The following is an 18534-nucleotide window of genomic DNA, read 5'->3' as shown; positions in this document are numbered from 1 at the left end:
TAGTTCGCCAATGGCCAGCACAACGTCTCGATAAAACGAGGAATCCAGACGCCGCAACGCGCGCGACACTGGGGCATTTCTCATTTTTGTGCGGTTCGGGCGGACATAAAATGCCGACGAAATAAACTTCACATCGATTGGCATCGATGTATCCTGCCGCATGTTCTCTCAACTGACCGATCTCGATTTGCGCCTGATCCGCGTGTTCCTCGCCATCGTGGACGCGGGCGGCATTTCACCTGCTCAGGCTACATTGAACGTAGGCCAATCGACGATCAGCACCCAGCTATCGACACTGGAAACGCGACTCGGCTACCGCCTGTGCGAACGCGGCCGCAGCGGTTTTAGCCTGACCGCGCGAGGCGAGCAGTTCGTCCACGCGGCGCGCACGCTGCTTTCCGCCGTCGATGCGTTCGGCGCGCAGGCGCGCAATGTCGGCCGGAAGCTGGTGGGCACGCTAGGAATCGGGATGATTGGCCATACGCCGGTGTCGGAAAGCGCCAGGATCAGCGATGCGATTGCGCGGTTCCGCGCGCGCGACGAATCCGTGCGATTTTCGATTCTCGTGCGCTCGCCCGGAGAACTCGAAGAGCTGCTGTTGAGCGGGCGGATTCAGATCGGCATCGGATATTTCTGGCATCGCGTACCGTCACTTGAGTACACGGAGATCTTTTCCGAAGAACAGTTCGCGTATTGCGCGAGGAGGCATCCGCTGTTCGCTCAAGCGGGCAACGTGACGCCGACGCAAGCCGCGCAGCACGAATGGGCGTGGCGCAGCTATCCGCTGCCCGAGGCCGACGCATCGACGCCGCCGCACAACGTCACCGCCGTCGCCGACAACATGGAAGCCGTCGCGATGCTCGTGCTGTCGGGCCATCACCTCGGCTATCTGCCGGGGCATTTCGCCGCGCCGTATGTGAAGGAGGGTTTGCTCGCCGCGCTGAACCCGCAGCAGATGCGCTACCGCGTCGCGTTTCACATGGTCACGCGGGCGCGGCAGCATCGGACGGACATCGTCGATGCGTTTATCGACGACATGAAGGCCGCGCATCCGGCGCCCGGCCTTCAAGAGTGATCGCAGGAGGACGCAGCGTTTAGCCGTTGATCACGTCGGCGCCCTTCGGCACCGTGAACTTGAACGCATCGGCGGGCAGCGACGGGTTCTTCTGGATGTTCGAGAATTTCAGCAGCGTCACGTTGCCGAAGACGTCGTGCAGTTCCATCGCTTCGAGGTTGCCGTCGCGAAAGCCGATGCCGACGCGCTGAAACTGCGTGTCCTTCGACTTCGGAATCAGTTCGAGCCAGTCGATGCCTGCCTTCACACCCGCGTCCTTGAGCGTGAAGTTCTTGTCGAGATCGTTGCTGCCGAACAGGATCGCCGCCGGGCTCGCGCCGAGCGCGCCGCCCAGCTTGCGCACCGTCACCTGGTTCAGGTCCTTGTCGTAGACGTAGAGCTTGTCGCCGTCGGCTTGCAGCAGCTGCGCGTACGGCTTCTCGTACGCCCAGATGAACTTGCCCGGCCGCGCGAACGTGAACGTGCCGCTCGACACCTTGTTTTGCGTCGCGCCTTGCGTCGACAGGACACCGCTCGCCTGTTGCTGCGCGTTGCTGGGCGCGCGCACTTCGGTTTGCACGAATTCGCCGCGCGCCGAACGCACTTGCGACACGAACTGTTTCAGTTGCTCAGTGCCGCTTGCGAACGCATGCGACGCGACGAGCATCGATGCGCCGAAAGCCAGTGTGCGCATCAGACTGCCAAGACGGGTCTTAGACCCAACGATTTGCAGCATGTTGTTTTCTCCCTTGTGTCCCTTGTGTCCCTTGTGTCCCTTGTGTCCCTTGTGTCCCGTGTGTCCCTCGCATCCCTTTTGTCGTGCAAGCGGGTCGCTTGTACCGGATTCGATGCGCACGGATATGAAACCAAAACAGCGGCAACGCTTCAACGCGTGCCGCTGTCCGTCATCAGTCGCATGAATGAAGCGCCGAGTGTCAATCCGTCTCGCGCGCGGGCACCAGAATTTCGCGGTTGCCGTTCGACGACATCGCCGACACCAGCCCCGTCTGCTCCATCTGTTCGAGCAGACGCGCGGCGCGGTTGTAGCCGATGCGCAGATGCCGCTGCACGAGCGAGATCGACGCGCGGCGGTTCTTGATGACGATTTCGACCGCCTGATCGTACAGAGGGTCGGACTCGCCGCCGGCCGCTCCGGTTCCCGCGGCGTCCGCCGAACCCTCGTCGCCTTCGCCCGACACGCCGCCTTCCAGCAGCCCTTCGATGTAGTTCGGCTCGCCCTGCTCCTTGAGCTTATCGACGACCCGATGCACTTCATCGTCGGACACGAACGCGCCGTGCACGCGAATCGGCAGCCCCGTGCCCGGCGGCAGATACAGCATGTCGCCCATGCCGAGCAGCGATTCAGCGCCCTGCTGGTCGAGAATCGTGCGCGAGTCGATCTTCGACGACACCTGGAACGCCATCCGCGTCGGCACGTTGGCCTTGATGAGGCCGGTGATGACGTCGACGGACGGACGCTGTGTCGCGAGAATCAGATGGATGCCCGCCGCGCGCGCCTTCTGTGCGATACGCGCGATCAGTTCTTCGACCTTCTTGCCGACCACCATCATCAGGTCAGCCAGTTCGTCGATCACGACGACGATATTCGGCAGCCGCGACAGCGGTTCAGGATCGTCCGGTGTCAGGCTGAACGGATTCGGAATCTTCTCTTCGCGCTTCGTCGCTTCGTCGATCTTGTTGTTGAAGCCGGCGAGATTGCGCACGCCAAGCTTGCTCATCAGCTTGTAGCGGCGCTCCATTTCGGCGACGGTCCAGTTCAGCGCGTTGCCGGCCTGGCGCATGTCCGTGACGACGGGGCACAGCAGATGCGGAATGCCTTCGTAGACGCTCATTTCGAGCATCTTCGGATCGATCAGGATCATTCGCACCTGTTCCGCGCTCGCCTTGTAGAGCAGCGAGAGAATCATCGCGTTGATACCGACCGACTTGCCCGAACCCGTCGTACCGGCGACCAGCAGGTGCGGCATCTTCGCGAGGTCCGCGCACACAGGCTTGCCGCCGATGTCCTTGCCGAGGCCCATCGTCAGCGGCGAGCTGGCGTCGGCATAGACCGTCGAGCCGAGAATCTCCGACAGCCGCACCGTCTGACGACGCTGGTTCGGCAATTCGAGCGCCATGTAGTTCTTGCCAGGAATCGTCTCGACGACGCGGATCGACGTAAGAGACAGCGAGCGCGCCAGGTCCTTCGCGAGATTCACGATCTGGCTGCCCTTCACGCCGACGGCGGGTTCGATTTCGTAACGCGTCACCACCGGACCAGGATAAGCCGCGACCACGCTCACATCGACGCCGAAGTCCTTCAGCTTCTTCTCAATGAGACGCGAGGTAAATTCGAGCGTATCGGCAGAAATGGTTTCCTGCGTCGCGGGTGCGGGATCGAGCAGCGAGATGGCAGGCAACGTCGAATCGCCGGGCAGGCTCTCGAAGAGCGGCACCTGGCGCTCCCTCTCGACGCGCTCCGATTTTTCCGGCTTCGTCACGGGCGGCACGATCACGACGGGTTCGTGCTCGTCGATCTTCACGCGGCTCTGTTCGACCTTGCCTTCGCGCTTCACGGCGGCCGCCTCGCCGAGCTTGCGGTCGCGGCCCGCCTCCCGGCGCAGCTTCGCGAGCGTCACGCCGGAGAGGATCGAATCGCCGACCTTCTCGCACACCGACAGCCACGAAAAACGGAAGTACAGCGACAGGCCGATAGCGAGCGCGATCAAAAGCGCCAGCGTGCCGCCCGTGAAACCGAGCGCATGCGACACGCCCTTCGCGACAGCCTCGCCGATCACGCCGCCAGGCGCGCGCGGCAACTGCACTTTCAGCGACCACATGCGCAACGCTTCGATGCCATCGCACGCGAGCAGCACGAGCGCGAACGCGAATACGTCCGCGAGCCAGCTGTTGTCGCGCGGCGCGTTTTCGTCGGGTTCCTCGTGACGCGTGATGCGCTTGTAGTTCGCCGAGATGCGGCGCGCGAGCAGCACGATCCACCACCAGGCGGAAAGGCCGAAGAGCAGGAGGAGGATGTCGGAGGTCCAGGCGCCGACGCGGCCGGCCCAGTTCGAGATGTGATCGACCTGCGCCGCGTGTGTCCAGCTCGGATCACGGCGGCTGTAACTGATCAGCGCCATCACGAGGAAAACGCCGAGCGCCAGCTGGAGAATCCAGCGGATTTCGGTGAAAAGGCGCGACATGCGATGAGGCAATGCCTGCGCGTTCGCGGAATAGGTAGCTTTTGCCATTGAGCCTGTTGCGTGTGCGGCCTGCAGCGGATTCAGGTGCCGGTTCAATTGCCCTTCAATTCACCGTCGGGGCCGATCCAGGTGCCGATGGAATCACTCACATCCTGCCGGCAAGCCGCCTGTCGTTCATCGGCGACTATTGTAAACGCACTGTTGCGCGCAAGGCTGTAAATGACGGTAACGTCGGCCGAACGGCCAGGAATGTCGTAATTCCCATACGCTTTCCCGCGAAATCGACGTACTTTCGGCGGGTTTTCGCGCCGATGACGTTGGCATCGGCTATCGCGCTGATCGCAAAGCTTCATGAAGCAGCCGGTTGGGCTGCCCTTTATAATACGGGGCTGATACCCATCTAACGTGTCAAGCAGGTTTCCCGGCTCGACGCCAGTACCGCCGGTCATTGCAGCCGATGTTCCGCCGCTGACCGACGCTTTTAACGGATTTCGATCATGCCAGCTTCCCCGACCAAACACGCGAAGGTTCTGATTCTCGGTTCCGGCCCTGCCGGTTACACGGCGGCCGTCTATGCGGCGCGCGCCAACCTGTCGCCGGTGCTCGTCACGGGCCTAGCGCAGGGTGGCCAGCTGATGACCACGACGGACGTCGAAAACTGGCCCGCCGATGCCAAGGGCGTGCAAGGTCCGGAGCTGATGACGCGCTTCCTCGAGCACGCCGAGCGCTTCAACACCGAAATCGTGTTCGACCACATCCATACGGCCAAGCTGGACGAAAAGCCGATTCGCCTGATCGGCGATTCGGGCGAGTACACGTGCGATTCGCTGATCATCGCGACGGGCGCATCGGCGCAATATCTCGGCCTGCCGTCTGAAGAGCTGTACATGGGCCGCGGCGTGTCGGCGTGCGCGACCTGCGACGGCTTCTTCTACAAGAACCAGCACGTCGCCGTGGTCGGCGGCGGCAATACGGCCGTCGAAGAAGCGCTGTATCTCGCGGGCATCGCGAAGAAGGTGACGGTGATCCACCGCCGCGACAAGTTCCGCGCCGAGCCGATCCTGATCGACCGTCTGCTGGAGAAGGAAAAGGAAGGCGTCGTCGAGATCAAGTGGGACCACGTGCTCGACGAAGTGAAGGGCGATGACGGCGGCGTCAACGGCCTGCGCGTCAAGAACGTGAAGACGGGCGCGACCACCGATATCGATCTGCAAGGTCTCTTCGTCGCGATCGGCCACAAGCCGAACACGGATATCTTCGAAGGCCAGTTGGAGATGAAGAACGGCTACATCATCACGAACGGCGGCCTGAGCGGCAACGCGACGGGCACGAGCGTACCGGGCGTGTTCGCTGCCGGCGACGTGCAGGATCACGTGTACCGTCAGGCGATCACGAGCGCGGGCACGGGCTGTATGGCTGCTCTGGATGCGCAGCGTTATCTGGAAAGCATCCACGAGTCGATCGGCGAGCGCGCGATGAGTGCCGAGGCCGAGCGTTCGATCTGATGGTTTCCGTGGTCTCGTTCGGTAAGTGGCTTGTGTAGAACGGGGAACGCGGATCGGTAGAATAGCGGCATGCAGCAGGCTTGCCGCGCTTGTTGAGATTCTCAATGTCTGAAAGGGCCGCGGCGTGTTGCCGGCGGCCCTTTTTGTTTTCTGCTTCGATCGCCATGCCTAAGAATCTGCCCCATCCGAGCGAACCGAAACGGCCGCGCACTGCGGCTTCCAGTCCTGCTGATGCTGAAGCGTCGTCTGACACTGGCGCTTCGACTTCTTCATCTTCGTCGTCGTCGAAGAAGCCTTTGGTCGAGGCCGGCGCGGGGTTGGCCGGGCTGGGTGGTTTGCGCGATGCGTTGAAAGGCGCTGCGCAACGCGCTCAGCGTGAGAAGGCCGCGGCGGCGCAAGCGTCGCGTGAAGCGGCCGTGGATGCCGAACTGTTTCGGCGTGAAATTGGCGAAGTCGCGCCGCTCAGCGCGAAGCCTCGCGCGTCGGTGACGCGCACGCCGCCCGCGCCCCTTCCGATGCAGACGAAACTCGACGAAGAGGCCGTGCTTCACGAAGCGATCTCCGATGAGTTTGATCCCGAAGTGCTGCTCGACACCGATGAGTCGCTTTCCTACTGTCGGCCGGGTGTGAGCCAGGAAATCGTTAAGAAGCTCCGACGCGGTGCGTGGATCGTGCAGGCGCAGCTTGATCTGCATGGGATGCGTCGCGAGGAAGCGCGTGACGCTTTGTCTGAGTTCATCCGTGAGGCGAGTAAGAAGGGTCTACGGTGTCTGCGTGTGATTCACGGGAAAGGGCTCGGGTCGATTGGGAAAGAACCTGTGCTGAAAGGCAAGGTTCGCGCGTGGCTCGTGCAGAAGGAAGAAGTGATCGCGTTTTCGCAGGCTCGTCCGCATGATGGCGGCGCGGGTGCCGTGCTTGTTCTGTTGCAGCCCGGGTCGGTGGGTTCTGGTGCTGGTTCAGGCTCGGGGACTGCTTCGTCGTCTTCGTCCGGTAAAGTCTGAGAAGGCTTTTCAACGATGCATCCTCGACTCACTCTCGCGCTTGCCATCATGGAAGCGCTGGCTATTCTCGCCTACGCGATCTCTGGTTTTATCGAGGCTCGTACGAAACGGCTCGATGCTGTTGGGACTTTTCTTGTCGCGATGGCTACGGCGTTTGGTGGCGGGACGGTTAGAGATATCTTGCTGGATCGTCGACCGTTCTACTGGGTCGAGCATCAGTGGTATGCGATTCTGATCTTTGTTTTGAGCTTCTTTGCGCCGTTTGTGCTGAAGGCCTATACGCGGGTTTTTAACGAGCGCGTGTTGCTGGTGGCTGATGCGGTCGGGCTTGGGCTCTTCAGCATCTCGGGGACTTCGCTGGCGCTCGATGCACAGATGCCGTGGTTCGTGGCTTCGATGATGGGTGTTGCGACGGGCGTGTTCGGCGGGATTATCCGCGATGTGATCTGCAATGAGGTTCCGCTGATTCTGCGGGATTCAAGGCCTTATGCGACTTGTGCGTTGGTTGGGTGCTGGGTTTATCTGCTGCTCGACTACATCAACTTCGATACCGTCTACAGCGTGTTGATTGCTACGGGGTTTATTCTTGTGGCAAGGCTGGTGACGTTTAAGTTGGATGTTAGGTTGCCGCATTGAACCGTGCGAAGAGACTTTTGCTTCACCTGGCCTGAGCGCGTCGACGCTCGTCAATTTCTTCGCACGGGCCTTCATGAAAGAGATCCGTGCACATCGTGATCGAATGCGCATCGAGCTCCAAAGCCAAGCCCCAAAAACCAAAAAGGCCCCGAGCGCATCTCAAACGCCCGGGGCCTTCCCAAAACCAACGCGCCCACAGAGCAACTAACCCTTAAGCAATCCGCTGCTCCGTCTGCGGATCGAACAGCACAGCCTTCGAAACATCAAACATCAGCGACATATTTTGGTCGGGCTGCGGATTAGCCCCCGGATGAACACGGCTAACAATCCGCTTGCCGTTCACTTGAGCAAATACCAAAGTATCCGGGCCGGTAGGTTCGATCACATCGACCTTGACGTCGATCGGCTGATGCTTGCCATCATCGACATTGTGCGCATTCCGCGTATCGGTAATCCGCTCGGGCCGCAGCCCAAGAATCACTTCCTTGCCGACGTGCGACTTCACAGCGCCATCGAAAGGCAGATTCAGCACACCGCGCTTCACACCCGTATCGAGTTCCAGCCCAACGCCGGAGCCTTGCTCGACGACCTTACCTTGAATGAAGTTCATCGGCGGCGCGCCGATAAACCCTGCAACGAACAGATTCGACGGCGAATCATAAATCTCTTGCGGCGCCCCGAACTGCTGCACGATACCGTCCTTCATCACAGCGATACGATCGCCCAAGGTCATCGCTTCGATCTGATCGTGCGTCACATAAACGATCGTCGTCCCAAGGCGCTGATGCAGCAGCTTGATCTCCGAGCGCATCTCGATCCGCAGCTTGGCATCCAGATTCGATAGAGGCTCATCGAACAGGAACATCGCCGGATCGCGAGCCAACGCACGTCCCATCGCCACCCGCTGCCGCTGACCGCCAGACAGCTGCCCAGGCTTCCGATCCAAAAGATGTTCGATTTGAAGCAGCTTGGAAACGCGCGAAACGATCTGATCCTGCTCCCCCTTCGGCACCTTGCGGATATTCAAGCCAAAGGAGATGTTGTCGCGCACCGTCATCGACGGATACAGCGCGTACGACTGGAACACCATCGCGATATCGCGATCTTTCGGCGACAGGTTGTTCACCGTCTTGCCGCCGATCTGAATGTCACCCTTCGTCACGGTCTCGAGACCGGCGATCATGTTGAGCAGCGTCGACTTACCGCAGCCCGAGCCGCCGACGAGAATCAGGAACTGGCCGTCTTCGATGTCGATGTTGACACCCTTCAGGACAGGCACCCCGTTCGGGTAGGTCTTGTACACGTCACGGATGGAAAGGCTTGCCATGCTGTGAATCCTCTAGTCTCTGTACTGCTGATGCGCCGCTAGCTGGCGACGCAGGCCGAATGCCGTTCAGGCCGTCGCTCGCATCGACACGCGAGCGTCGCGCCAACAAGAAAAATTAGCCCTTCACCGCGCCCGCCGTCAGGCCGCGCACGAAGTAGCGGCCGGCGATCACGTAGACGAGCAGCGTCGGCAGTGCCGCGATGATCGCGCCCGCCATGTCGACGTTGTATTCCTTCACGCCCGTCGACGTATTCACGAGGTTGTTCAGCGCGACGGTGATCGGCATCGAATCGACACCGGAGAACACGATACCGAACAGGAAGTCATTCCAGATCTGCGTGAACTGCCAGATCAGGCACACCATGAAAATCGGCAGCGAAATGGGCAGCATGATCTTCGAGAAGATCATGAAGAACCCTGCGCCGTCGATGCGCGCCGCCTTCACGAGTTCAGCGGGAACGCTCACGTAGAAGTTGCGGAAGAACATCGTCGTGAACGCGATGCCGTACACGACGTGCACGAGCACCAGCCCGCCGATCGTGTTCGACAGGCCGAAGAAGCCTTGCAGTCGCGCCATCGGCAGCAGGATCGCCTGGAACGGAATGAAGCAGCCGACCAGCAGCATCGTGAACAGCGCATCCGCGCCGCGAAAACGCCAGTGCGTGAGCACATAGCCGTTGAACGCGCCGATGATCGACGAGATCAGCACGGCGGGAATCACCATCTTCACCGAGTTCATGAAGAACGGCTGCATGCCTTCGCAGCGCACGCCCGTACACGCTTCGCTCCACGCCTTCACCCAGGGCGCGAACGTCCAGTGCGACGGCGGCGTGAGCAGGTTGCCCGAGCGCAACTGGTCGATGTCCTTGAACGACGTCGACAGCATCACGTACAGCGGGAACAGGAAGTACAACGCAAACAGAATCAGTGCCGCGTAGATGACAGCACGGCTGATGTTCATCTTAGGCTGCATTGCGCGTGCTCCTCGATTCCAGGTACATCAGCGGCACGAGCACGGCCACGACGGTTGCGAGCATCATCATCGACGAAGCCGCGCCGACGCCCAGTTGCCCGCGGTTGAACGAAAACGTGTACATGAACATCGCGGGCAGCGACGACGACGTGCCCGGACCGCCCGCCGTCAACGCGACGACGAGGTCGAAGGTCTTGATCGTGATGTGGCAGAGAATCAGCAGCACCGAAAAGAACACCGGGCGCATGCTCGGAATCACGATCTTGCGATAGATGGTCGGCAGCGTCGCGCCGTCCACTTGCGCAGCCTTGAAGATTTCGCTGTCGACGCCGCGCAGGCCGGCAAGGAAAAGCGCCATCACGAAGCCCGTCGATTGCCACACGGCCGCGATCACGACGCAGAAAATCGCCTTGTCGGGATCGCCGAGCCAGCCGAACGAAAAGCTCGTCCAGCCCCAGTCGTGCAACACCTTCTCGATGCCGAGGCCCGGATTCAGAACCCACTGCCACGCGGTGCCCGTCACGATGAACGACAGCGCCATCGGATACAGGAACACCGCACGCAACGCGCCTTCGTTGCGAATCTTCTGATCGAGCAGGATCGCGAGAAACAGACCCAGGCCGACGCAGATCGCGATAAACGGAATGCCGAACCAGCCGAGGTTCGCCGCCGACGTCCACCACACGTCGTTATCGAACAGCTCGGCGTACCGGTCGAAGCCGGCGAAATCGTAACGCGGCATCAGTCGCGAACTCGACAGCGACAGATAGCCGGTAACGAGAATGAAACCGTAGACGAAGACAAGGCTGATCACGATGCTGGGCGACAACACCAGCTTCGGAATCCAGCGGTCGGCGAGCGCCGCCATCGGCGACGAGCGGCGCGCGACGGGCGCCGTGCCTTTTGCGTTTCCGCTAATAGAAGCAGTCACAACTCGACTCCTGGAACTGTACCGTCAGGCATCGTCATCATCTGGCGATGCCGGAACGGCAGAGGCGCGGGTGATGCATCGCACCATCGTCGTCCGGCGCGCATGAAGTCCCTGCATGCGTTCATGCAAGGCCCGGCGCGCCGGGCGTTCTGCTACAACTGTGTGCCGACTGCTTACTTGGTCTTCGCAGCCTTCGCGAGTGCAGCAACCGCGCTCTTCGAGTCTTGCGACGAGTTCATGAACTTCGTCACGACGTCCGAGATCGCGCCTGCTGCTGCGTCCGGCTGAGCCATGCCGTGAGCCAGCGACGGCACATAGCCGCCCGACTTGATGGCCGTCTGTTCATCAGCGTAGGACTTCTTCGCGCAGTCGTCGAATTTATCCATCGACACGCCCAGACGAACCGGGATCGAGCCCTTGTACAGGCTGAACTGCTCCTGGAATTCCGGGCTCATGATGGTCTTCGCGAGCGCCAGCTGGCCCGGCGTCGCAGCCTTCTGGCCCTTCTGCTGGAAGAACACGAACGAGTCGACGTTGAACGTGTACGACTTCTCCGTACCCGGCACGGCCGCGCAGATGTAGTCCGAGCCGGCCTTCTTGCTCGCGTTCGCGAACTCGCCCTTCGCCCAGTCGCCCATGAACTGCATGCCGGCCTTGCCGTTGATGACCATCGCCGTCGCCAGGTTCCAGTCGCGACCCGTGCGGCCGCTATCGAAGTAGCCCTGGATCTTGCGAACCGTGTCGAACACCTGGACCATCTTGTCCGAGGTCAGCGTCTTCTGGTCGAGGTCGACGAGCGCCTTCTTGTAGAAGTCCGCGCCTTGCGACAGCACGACGTCTTCCCACAGCGTCAGGTCTTGCCACGGCTGGCCGCCCATCGCGATCGGCATGATGCCGGCCGCCTTCATCTTGTCGGCGACGGCGAAGAACTCAGGCCACGAGGTCGGCACCTTGCCGCCTGCCTTGTCGAGTGCTGCCTTGTTGATGTACAGCCAGTTGACGCGGTGCACCGAGAACGGCGCCGCGACGTAGTGGCCTTCCGCGTGCATGATCTTGTCGATTTCCGGCGGCAGGTTCTTCTTCCAGTCGCCAGCGACGGAGTCGATGTTCACCAGCACGCCTTGCGATGCCCATTCCTGGATCAGCGGGCCCTTGATCTGAGCGGCGCTCGGCGCATTGCCCGAGATCACCTGGGTCTTCAGCGCCGTCATGGCCGCTGCGCCTGCACCGCCTGCCACCGCGAAGTCCTTCCACGTGTAGCCCTGTTTCGTCATGTCGTCCTTCAGCACGCCGACGGCCTTCGACTCGCCGCCCGACGTCCACCAGTGCAGCACTTCGACGGATTCGGCCGCCTGTGCCGTGGCGACGCCACACATCAGACCTGCGGCGCACAGGGCGCCCATGATCGCGCGGAATTTCATTGCTTATCTCCTCCAGACACCTGAACTAAAAACGAGTGGCCCCTGATGTCACCAGGGTGTGATGGTTAGTCAAACAGGCAATGCGCTGGACGGTCGAGCGTCGGACAGGCACAGGGTGAAGTGGATGTGCCGGCGTGCCGAGGTTCGGCCGCGTGACGCTCAAGAGATGAGTGGTTTGCGATGCAAGAACTGTCTCCTCTTCTGATTTTTGCCTGCTTCCGCCTTCTGACTGCGGCGCGTTGCAGACTCGAGGTGGTCCGCGCACGTCATTCGCTGAAACGCCCGTTCCGGCCGTCGTGCGCCGCCCGCGAAAGGCACCGTGGCGCATGCCGGAACGCGTTGTCCGTTAACATGCAGGGAAGCTACGTGCCCTCGCGAAAAGGCGCTTGTTCACAAGCCCCGCACGCTTTTTTCGCCGAATTCACGTTACCTCTTGATTTGGATTGTAGTTAAACTACAATTCAGTGTCAAAAAAAATTTTATCGGACTACGGGCGCCTTACAGGCCCACCAGATATCCACGGAGACTCATGCAAACCGACTCCAGCTTCACCTTCGTTCTCTTCGGCGGAACCGGCGATCTGTCGATGCGCAAGATCCTCCCCGCTCTGTATGAAGCACACCGCGCGGGCATGCTCGAGGCGAGCGGCAAGATCGTTGCCGTCGCGCGGCATGCGGAAGACCGTGACGGCTATCTGCAGTGGGTCAATGAACATGTGAAGGCGCACGTCTCGAAGAACGGCGTCGACGAAAACGCGTGGTCGAGCTTTCTCGAGCGCATCGAGTATGTGAAGCTCGATCTCGGCAAGGCCGAAGACTTCGTCAAGCTGCGCGACGCGGTGCAAGAGTTGCCCGGCACGCGCGTGTTCTATCTGGCGACGGGCCCGTCGCTCTTCGTCCCCATCTGCCGCGCGCTCGCGTCGGTTGGCCTCAACGAAAACGCGCGCATCGTGCTCGAAAAGCCGCTCGGCTACGACCTGCGTTCTTCGAATGCGATCAACGATGCCGTCGGCGAGATCTTCGCCGAAGGGCAGATCTACCGTATCGATCACTACCTCGGCAAAGAGCCCGTGCAGAACCTGTTGGCGCTGCGCTTCGGCAATGCGCTCTTCGAGCCGCTGTGGCGCCGCGAGTGGGTCGAGAGCATCCAGATCACGATCGCCGAAGAACTCGGCGTGGAAGCGCGCGGCGACTTCTACGACAATACGGGCGCGCTGCGCGACATGGTGCAGAACCACTTGCTGCAACTGCTTTCGATCGTCGCGATGGAGCCGCCGCATTCGATGGATTCGGATTCCGTCCGCGATGAAAAGCTGCGCGTGCTGCGCGCGCTGAAGCCGATCGATCCGCGCGATATCAGCAAGGTCGCCGTGCGCGGCCAGTATCATGCGGGCGTCATTCGCGGCACGTCGGTTCCCGCGTATGCGACGGAGCCCGGCGTGAAGACGGACAGCGCGACGGAAACGTTTGTCGCGCTGAAGGTCGAGATCGAGAACTGGCGCTGGGCTGGCGTGCCGTTTTTCCTGCGCACCGGCAAGCGGCTGGCCGATCGCGTCGCGGAGATCGTCGTGAACTTCCGCGCCGTGCCGCATTCGGCGCTGGGTTCGTCGGCGCTGCGGCCGGGCGCGAATCGCCTCGTGATCCGCCTGCAGCCGAACGAAACGATCCGCCTCTATTGCCTCGCGAAGAAGCCTGGCGAAGGAATGAACCTGTCGAGCGTTCACCTCGACCTCGCCTTCGACCAGTTCTTCAAGGAAGGCCAGATGGAGGCGTATCAGCGTCTGCTGCTCGACGTGATCCACGGACGTCTCGCGCTCTTCGTGCGTCGCGACGAGCAGGAAGCGGCATGGAAGTGGGTCGAGCCGATCCTCAACGAGTGGGCCGCGTCGGGCAAGCCAAAGCCGTACGCGGCGGGCACGTGGGGTCCGGCGGCCGCGAGCGCGATGCTTGCGCAGCACGACACCTGCTGGCTCGAAGAAGAGAATTAAGGAAGTACGGCGCGTTTGGTTTTGACCTGCGATGATCGATGTTTTTGCATCGATGTCGCAGCCGACGCGCCGCTTGCAGTACGGCATGAACAGCCGCACGGGAACCCGGTGACTCAGACGACACAGGCCCGGTCGCGGCAGCAGCGGGACAAGGCAACATCGCGCAACATCGGGCAACGTCGGCTCGACTGATCGCCGATGCCGCCCCCGCAGCACCTCAGATCTAACAAAGAAAGCAGCATGGAGGAGAAGTGATCGAGCTTCACGCTTTCGACGACCCGCGCGCCCAATCCGACGCGCTGGCGAAGGCGGTCGGCGACGCGCTACATGCGTCGCTCGCCGCCCGTGCGAGCGCAACCGGCGCGCGCCCGACGACGCTTGCCGTGTCCGGTGGCACGAGCCCGCGTCCGTTTCTGCAAACGCTATCCACGCAGCCGTTCGACTGGGAACGCATCGCCGTCACGCTCGTCGACGACCGCTGGGTGCCCGAGACGGATGACGCGAGCAACGCGCGACTCGCCCACGAGACGCTGTTGCAGAACGCCGCGCGTGAGGCGACCTTCCTGCCGCTCGTCGACACGGCGCAATCGCTCGACGCGCATATCGCCGTGTTGAATCGCGATGTCGCGCGAGGCGATCGTCATCTGCCCGATGTGGCCGTGCTCGGCATGGGCGAAGACGGCCACACGGCGTCGATTTTCGCGGATGCGCCCGAATGGGCGCACGCAATCTCGACGGCCGATCCGTTCGTCGCCGTGCATCCCGGCGCCGCGCCGCATGCGCGCGTGAGCTGGTCGATGTCCGCGTTGAAGAAAGTCGACCGGCTGTTCCTGCTGATCGCCGGTCAGAAAAAGCTCGACGTGCTCAAAGCCGCCGCAGCCGCCCGACAAAAAAATGCCATCTCGACGTTGGCGAACGACAAGGGAGTAAGACTCGATGTCTACTGGTGTGCAAACTAAGGCTGCCCCTGGCGCGGGCCAGCACGCCGACGGACCGAGGCTGCTTGCCGACATCGGCGGCACCAATGCGCGCTTCGCGCTTGAAACCGGTCCTGGCGAAATCACGCAGGTTCTCGTCTATCCGTGCGCGGACTATCCGGGTGTCGCAGAGGTCATCAAGAAGTATCTGAAGGACAGCAAGATCGGTCGCGTGAATCATGCGGCGATTGCGATTGCGAATCCCGTCGACGGCGATCAGGTCAGCATGACCAATCACGACTGGACGTTCTCGATCGAAGCGACGCGCCGTCAGCTCGGCTTCGACACATTGCTCGTCGTGAACGACTTCACCGCGCTCGCGATGGCGCTGCCGGGCCTCACCGATTCGCAGCGCGTGCAGGTCGGCGGCGGCACGCGGCGACAGAACAGCGTGATCGGCCTGCTCGGTCCGGGCACGGGCATGGGCGTGTCGGGTCTGATTCCCGCCGACGACCGCTGGATCGCGCTCGGCAGCGAAGGCGGCCACGCGACGTTCGCGCCGATGGACGAGCGCGAAGACCTCGTGCTGCAGTACGCGCGCAAGAAGTGGCCACATGTGTCGTTCGAGCGCGTCGCCGCCGGGCCGGGCCTCGAAGTGATCTATCGCGCGCTCGCGGCTCGCGACAAAAAACGCGTGCCCGCGACGCTCGAAGTGTCGGAGATCGTCAAGAAAGGGCTCGACGGCGATCCGCTCGCGGCCGAGACGATCGACGTGTTCTGCGGCATTCTCGGCACGTTCGCGGGCAACATCGCGGTGACGCTCGGCGCGCTGGGCGGCATCTATATCGGCGGCGGTGTCGTGCCGCGTCTGGGCGACATCTTCGCGCGCTCGTCGTTCCGTCAGCGCTTCGAGGCGAAGGGCCGCTTCGAGGCGTATCTGAAGAACGTGCCGACGTACGTGATCACGGCGGAGTATCCGGCGTTTCTCGGCGTATCGGCGATTCTCGCGGAGCAGCTGTCGAATCGCGCGGGCGGCAGTTCGTCCGCCGTATTCGAGCGCATCCGGCAGATGCGCGATGCACTGACGCCCGCCGAGCGCCGCGTCGCGGATCTCGCGCTCAATCACCCGCGCTCGATCATCAACGATCCCATCGTCGACATCGCGCGCAAGGCCGACGTGAGCCAGCCGACTGTGATCCGCTTCTGCCGTTCGCTCGGCTGCCAGGGCCTGTCCGATTTCAAGCTGAAGCTGGCGACGGGTCTGACGGGCACGATTCCCGTCTCGCACAGCCAGGTGCATCTCGGCGACACGGCGACGGACTTCGGCGCGAAGGTACTGGACAACACCGTCTCCGCGATCCTGCAGTTGCGCGAGCATCTGAACTTCGAGCATGTCGAAACGGCGATCGATCTGCTGAACGGCGCGCGGCGCATCGAGTTCTACGGCCTCGGCAATTCGAATATCGTCGCTCAGGACGCGCACTACAAGTTCTTCCGCTTCGGCATTCCGACGATCGCTTACGGCGATCTGTACATGCAGGCGGCGTCGGCGGCACTGCTCGGCAAGGGCGATGTGATCGTCGCGGTGTCGAAGTCGGGCCGCGCGCCCGAACTGCTGCGCGTGCTCGAAGTCGCGATGCAGGCGGGCGCGAAGGTGATCGCGATCACGTCGAGCAACACGCCGCTGGCCAAGCGCGCGACGGTCGCGCTGGAAACCGATCACATCGAGATTCGCGAGTCGCAGCTGTCGATGATCTCGCGCATCCTGCATCTGTTGATGATCGACATCCTGGCTGTCGGCGTGGCGATCCGTCGGGCGGCGCCGGCGGCGGAAGTCAGCGCTGCCGTCGCGAAGGCGCGCAAGGACGCCGACGACGATACGACGGCCGTGCTGGATTGGCTCAGCCACGGAGCAGCGGCCTCGCCGAGGGACTAGTCGGCGCTTTTGTTCGGGCGGTGAGTTTCAACTGAAAAAGCCGGACCTTTTGCCATTCGGCAGCAGGTCCGGCTTTTTGTTGTCGTCGGTTCGTTTAGTGCGTGGTCTTGTGCGTGCTCTCGTGCGTGCTCTCGTGCGTGCTCTCGTGCGTGCTCTCGTGCGTGCTCTCGTGCGTGCTCTCGTGCGTGGTCTTGTGCGTGGTCTTGTGCGTGGTCGCGCGCGTGTGCATCAGGCTGCCGAAGCCTGCGATACGGGCCGACTATGCCAGCGCATCACCAGGAACCGGCCGACGAAGCACAGCGATCCCGCGACGGCGATCGTCACGCCCATCCCTTGCGGCGAGCCGTCATGCCACAGCCCGACGGCGAAACTCGACAGCGCGCCGAACGCCAGCTGCATCGCGCCGAACGCGGCCGCCGCCGCGCCCGCGTTCTGCGGATAGCGATGCATCAGATCGGTCGTGCAATTGGCCGACAGCAAGCCGACCACGCCCACCACGAAGAACAGCCCGACGACGATCGACCACAGTCCGCCCCACCCCGTCAGGCACATCAGCGCGACGTACAGCGATGCGACGAAGCTGATCGTCGCGGCGACTGAAATGACGGGCAGCGGCCCCGTGCGTCCGACGACACGCGTGTTGACGAAGTTGCCGAGCATGATGCCGATGATGTTCAGCCCGAACAGAAAGCCATAGTGCTGCGGCGACACATGGAAGTACTCGATATAGACGAACGGCGTCGCGGTGATGTACGCGAACATCGACGCGAACGCCATGCCGCCGCACAGCATGTGCCCCCACGTGACGGGGTCCTTCAGCAGCGTGCCGTATGCGGCGAACGACTGGAGCACCGCACCGTGCGCGCGCTTCTCGCGCGGCCAGGTTTCCGGCACGCGCATGAACGCGGTGGCTGCGCAGAGAGCGCCGAAGATCGTCAGTGCAATAAAGACGACGCGCCAGCCGCCCAGCAGCAGCAACTGCCCGCCGATCAGCGGCGCAAGCAACGGCCCGATCGACGTGACGATGGCGAGCATCGACAGCACGCGCGCTGCATCGGCCGGGCCGTGCGCATCGCGAGCGATTGCGCGCGCGAGCACGGATGCCGCGCCCGCGCCGAGCGCCTGCACGAAACGGAACGTGACGAGCGCGCCGATCGACAGCGACACCGCGCAAGCGATCGTCGCGAGCGTGTACATGATGATGCCGCCGAGCAGCACGGGGCGCCGTCCGTACGCATCCGACATCGGCCCGTACAACAGCATGCCGACCGAGAAGCCGAGCATGAAACTGGTCAGCGTGCCCTGCGCCGCGCCCGCGCTGACGTTGAACGCCTGCGTGATCGACGGCAGGCTGGGCAGGTACATATCGATTGAAATCGGCCCGCACGCGGCCAGCGCGCCGAGCAGCAGAATCAGCCGGGCATCCGGCCGGGATCTGACAGCGTGAGACATGGGATTCCAGTGAGAAGCGACGCGCAAAGATCGGCCGAGGGGCGATCCAACGGACCGTGCGGCGACGCGGATACAGCTAGGGATTGTAACCGACGTTAAATATCGCTCTGCTTGACGCGGTCGGTGCGCCCGCTGGAAACAGGCCTTCTCCGCCTTATCGGTTAAGCTGGCCATCCGTTTCTTCGACACAG

The 18534-nt window shown here is 62.3% G+C and carries 16 protein-coding genes; 7 read left to right on the top strand and 9 right to left on the bottom strand.

Going from position 1 to position 18534, the window contains the following annotated elements:
- The first annotated feature begins 160 nt into the window (after nt 1-160).
- Nucleotides 161-1075 carry a LysR family transcriptional regulator gene (locus VSR68_RS01475; RefSeq protein ID WP_342938106.1) on the top strand — a complete coding sequence of 305 codons (915 nt, stop codon included), beginning with the start codon at nt 161-163 and terminating at the stop codon, nt 1073-1075.
- Between the two features lie 19 nt (nt 1076-1094).
- On the opposite strand, the gene lolA is transcribed toward VSR68_RS01475, so the two are convergent.
- The 3 genes from lolA to VSR68_RS01460 all read right to left on the bottom strand — a co-directional run bounded on the left by lolA (nt 1095) and on the right by VSR68_RS01460 (nt 4706).
- Nucleotides 1095-1790 carry an outer membrane lipoprotein chaperone LolA gene (gene lolA / locus VSR68_RS01470; RefSeq protein ID WP_342938105.1) on the bottom strand — a complete coding sequence of 232 codons (696 nt, stop codon included), beginning with the start codon at nt 1788-1790 and terminating at the stop codon, nt 1095-1097.
- A gap of 199 nt (nt 1791-1989) precedes the next feature.
- Nucleotides 1990-4305 (bottom strand): DNA translocase FtsK, encoded by a 2316-nt coding sequence (locus VSR68_RS01465; RefSeq protein ID WP_342938104.1) that lies wholly within the window; start codon nt 4303-4305, stop codon nt 1990-1992.
- Between the two features lie 44 nt (nt 4306-4349).
- Complete coding sequence (locus VSR68_RS01460; RefSeq protein ID WP_342938103.1) at nt 4350-4706, bottom strand: hypothetical protein; 357 nt, start codon at nt 4704-4706, stop codon at nt 4350-4352.
- 48 nt (nt 4707-4754) lie between these two features.
- On the opposite strand from VSR68_RS01460, the gene trxB reads away from it, so the two are divergent.
- The 3 genes from trxB (at nt 4755) to VSR68_RS01445 (ending at nt 7399) form a co-directional block, all read left to right on the top strand.
- Complete coding sequence (trxB, locus tag VSR68_RS01455) at nt 4755-5762, top strand: thioredoxin-disulfide reductase (RefSeq protein WP_342938102.1); 1008 nt, start codon at nt 4755-4757, stop codon at nt 5760-5762.
- Between the two features lie 164 nt (nt 5763-5926).
- Entirely contained in the window at nt 5927-6763 is an 837-nt protein-coding gene (locus VSR68_RS01450) for a Smr/MutS family protein (protein WP_342938420.1), read from the top strand.
- Between the two features lie 15 nt (nt 6764-6778).
- Nucleotides 6779-7399 (top strand): trimeric intracellular cation channel family protein, encoded by a 621-nt coding sequence (locus tag VSR68_RS01445; RefSeq protein WP_342938101.1) that lies wholly within the window; start codon nt 6779-6781, stop codon nt 7397-7399.
- Between the two features lie 211 nt (nt 7400-7610).
- On the opposite strand, the gene VSR68_RS01440 is transcribed toward VSR68_RS01445, so the two are convergent.
- The 4 genes from VSR68_RS01440 to VSR68_RS01425 form a co-directional block, all read right to left on the bottom strand.
- Entirely contained in the window at nt 7611-8726 is a 1116-nt protein-coding gene (locus tag VSR68_RS01440) for a sn-glycerol-3-phosphate ABC transporter ATP-binding protein UgpC (RefSeq protein ID WP_342938100.1), read from the bottom strand.
- Between the two features lie 115 nt (nt 8727-8841).
- Nucleotides 8842-9699: a carbohydrate ABC transporter permease gene (locus tag VSR68_RS01435; protein ID WP_342938099.1), complete on the bottom strand. Its 858-nt coding sequence runs from the start codon at nt 9697-9699 to the stop codon at nt 8842-8844.
- Entirely contained in the window at nt 9689-10630 is a 942-nt protein-coding gene (locus VSR68_RS01430) for a carbohydrate ABC transporter permease (RefSeq protein WP_090867744.1), read from the bottom strand. Before VSR68_RS01430 ends, VSR68_RS01435 begins: the two co-directional genes overlap by 11 nt.
- A 173-nt stretch (nt 10631-10803) precedes the next feature.
- The gene (locus VSR68_RS01425; RefSeq protein ID WP_090867742.1) at nt 10804-12051 is read right to left on the bottom strand and encodes an ABC transporter substrate-binding protein; all 1248 of its coding nucleotides are present in this window, start codon (nt 12049-12051) and stop codon (nt 10804-10806) included.
- 529 nt (nt 12052-12580) lie between these two features.
- Between VSR68_RS01425 and zwf the strand changes: the two genes are divergently transcribed.
- The 3 genes from zwf (at nt 12581) to VSR68_RS01410 (ending at nt 16891) form a co-directional block, all read left to right on the top strand.
- On the top strand, nt 12581-14038 hold the full coding sequence (gene zwf / locus VSR68_RS01420; RefSeq protein ID WP_342938098.1) for a glucose-6-phosphate dehydrogenase: 1458 nt from the start codon (nt 12581-12583) through the stop codon (nt 14036-14038).
- 251 nt (nt 14039-14289) lie between these two features.
- Nucleotides 14290-14997: a 6-phosphogluconolactonase gene (pgl, locus tag VSR68_RS01415; RefSeq protein ID WP_342938097.1), complete on the top strand. Its 708-nt coding sequence runs from the start codon at nt 14290-14292 to the stop codon at nt 14995-14997.
- The gene (locus VSR68_RS01410) at nt 14975-16891 is read left to right on the top strand and encodes a bifunctional transcriptional regulator/glucokinase (protein WP_342938096.1); all 1917 of its coding nucleotides are present in this window, start codon (nt 14975-14977) and stop codon (nt 16889-16891) included. The genes pgl and VSR68_RS01410 overlap by 23 nt, the downstream gene beginning before the upstream one ends.
- 94 nt (nt 16892-16985) lie before the next feature.
- Here the strand turns inward: VSR68_RS01410 and VSR68_RS01405 are convergent, their stop codons facing one another.
- Both VSR68_RS01405 and VSR68_RS01400 read right to left on the bottom strand, forming a co-directional pair.
- Complete coding sequence (locus VSR68_RS01405; RefSeq protein ID WP_342938095.1) at nt 16986-17120, bottom strand: hypothetical protein; 135 nt, start codon at nt 17118-17120, stop codon at nt 16986-16988.
- On the bottom strand, nt 17120-18343 hold the full coding sequence (locus tag VSR68_RS01400) for a Bcr/CflA family multidrug efflux MFS transporter (protein WP_342938094.1): 1224 nt from the start codon (nt 18341-18343) through the stop codon (nt 17120-17122). Before VSR68_RS01400 ends, VSR68_RS01405 begins: the two co-directional genes overlap by 1 nt.
- Between the last annotated feature and the right edge of the window lie 191 nt (nt 18344-18534).

The sequence above is a fragment of the Paraburkholderia phymatum genome (assembly GCF_038900715.1).
GTDB lineage: Bacteria > Pseudomonadota > Gammaproteobacteria > Burkholderiales > Burkholderiaceae > Paraburkholderia > Paraburkholderia phymatum_A.
The sequence above is the reverse complement of the archived record's forward strand: the minus strand, read 5'-3'. Positions and strand labels throughout refer to the sequence as shown.